Annotated in this window: 2 protein-coding genes; both read left to right on the forward strand. The window is 37.1% G+C overall.

Annotation, left to right across the window (positions count from 1 at the left end; genetic code table 11):
* Positions 1 to 1,832 (forward strand): chemotaxis protein CheW (locus ABS911_RS14940; protein ID WP_350468210.1); only part of this gene is annotated, 1,832 nt, incomplete at its 5' end.
* Positions 1,822 to 2,396 (forward strand): chemotaxis protein CheC (locus tag ABS911_RS14945; RefSeq protein WP_350468211.1); only part of this gene is annotated, 575 nt, incomplete at its 3' end. The genes ABS911_RS14940 and ABS911_RS14945, both read left to right, overlap by 11 nt.

Consider the following 2,396-nt stretch of genomic DNA (forward strand, 5'->3'; position numbering starts at 1 on the left):
TGAAGCAAAAAATCATTGCGGCTGATACGATATCCATTGCTTTGATCTTTGACTGTCTAGATACATTATCTGATTTAGTGGAAGATTTGAGAGAAGGAAATGATGCAGAGCGAGATATTTCCAATCTTGCTAAACGTCTAGACCAAGTATCTTCAGGAGAAAGTGCCATAGAAGAGGCTTCAGAACTAGAACAAGAAACCGGATCATCACTTAATTTGGCTTTGGAAAAGGTTGAAGATTCAGATCTAATGATTATTGAAGCAGCCAAGGAAGACGGCTATAACGCGTATGTGTTAGCTATTCAAATCGATGAAGACAGTTCAATGAAAAATGCTCGTGTATACCTCGTTATGAGTAAACTGGAACAGCATGGAGATGTTTTGTACTCTGAACCAGGTACGGAAGTACTTGAGAATGATGATTTTGGAAACATCTTTAAACTGATTTACGTCAGTCAATTGGATGAAGAAACTGTTCATAATCTAGCACTAGATAATAGTGAAATCGAAGAAGTGTTGATTCAAACCATTCAACAAGCCGATGATTTAATGGTAAAAGCGGCAGAAACAGTTCAATATACAGAAACTCCTGTTGAAAATCAAAAAGTAGAATCTGTAATTGAACCTCAAGCAACCACTAAAGCACCAACTAAAGGAAAAGCACAAAATCATGCGATGAATCAATCCATTCGAGTAGACATTGGGAAATTAGATTCCTTTATGAATTTAGTTTCTGAATTGGTTATTTACCGCACAAGATTAGAAGATTTAAGCGACCAATTGCAAGTGTCTGAAATGAAAGAGCCACTGGATCATGTGGCTAGAATCAGTTCAGAATTACAAGAGTTGGTTCTGAAAATCAGAATGCAACCAGTCAGCACAGTAATGACGCGCTTCCCTCGAATGATCCGTGACTTAGGGAACGATTTAGGGAAAGAATTTAACTTAGTCATTGAAGGTGAAGATACTGAATTGGATCGTACGGTTGTTTCTGAGTTGAGCGAACCGTTAGTACATCTTTTGCGGAATTCAGCTGACCATGGAGTAGAAATGCCAGAAGACCGTGTGAAGTTAGGTAAAGATCCAAAAGGAACCATTAAGATTACGGCTTATCAAGAAGGCAATCGAGTAGTACTGACATTGAGTGATGATGGAAAAGGTGTTAATCCAACGATCATTAAAGAAAGTGCGGAGCGTAAAGGCATTTCAACAGAAGGTATGAGTGACAAAGAGATTCAGCAATTGATTTTCCATCCAGGTTTTTCTACTGCAAAAGAAGTCACGAGTATTTCTGGTCGTGGCGTAGGAATGGACGCCGTTAAACAGAAAATTACTGAATTAGGTGGAACCGTTGAATTGGAAAGTGTGGTCAATCAAGGGACAACATTTAAAATTAATTTGCCATTAACCTTGTCTATCATTCAATCCTTATTGGTGACAGTTGGCCAAGATACATTTGCGATTCCTTTAGGGATCATCAAAACAATTGTTAAAGTAACTGAAGAAGACATTGTTCATGTGCATAATCAAGAAGTTTATAAATATGAAGGACTTGCGGTTCCGGTTATTCGTCTCAACAAAGCATTAAGTATGGAAACAAATGAAGAATCAAATCTGCATTTGGTCTTAGTAAAACATGGAGAAAGTTATAAAGCCTTGGCAGTAGATGATTTAGTCAGACAACAAGAAATTGTCATTAAAAAGCTAGGACAAGAATTAAAAATGTTGAAGAATTACTTAGGAGCGACTATTCTAGGGGATGGTAGTATCATCTTAATTTTAGATGTATCGGCTATTTGCAATGAAAGAATTGGTGAGTATAGTGAAGTCTAACTACTCAGCAATGGAACTAGATGTATTGAAAGAAGTGATCAATATTGGTGGCGGTCATGCAGCCACGAGTTTGTCTCAATTGATTGAAAAGCCAGTCCAAATGACTGTTCCGGTCATTGAAATGATGGAATATGCAGATGTTTATGAGCAAATCATGCCGGAAGAAACTGTGATAAAAGCCATCATCATCAAGATGATGGGAGATGCAGAAGGTGTCTTTCTTTTCACGGTCGATCAACAAGTCTCTGAAACTATTGTCGCAATGATGTTACCGGAAAATACAACTTATTCAGAATCTATGGCTAATTCAGCCTTGCAAGAGTTGGTGAACATACTCGTTAATTCATTTTTGAATGCAGTGATGAAACTAATGGACGCGAACTTGATCACGTCTGTGCCAATCATTATTGAAGATATGTTTGGAGCAATTATGAGCAGTGTGTATTTAGAACAAAGCCAGTATGATGATTCTATTATGATTATTAAGAATGAATTTTATTATTTAGGAGATCGATTAGAATCTTCATTGTATTTCGTCCCAAAACCAGGGATAATAGAAAAGAT

The sequence above is a fragment of the Carnobacterium sp. genome (assembly GCF_040274425.1).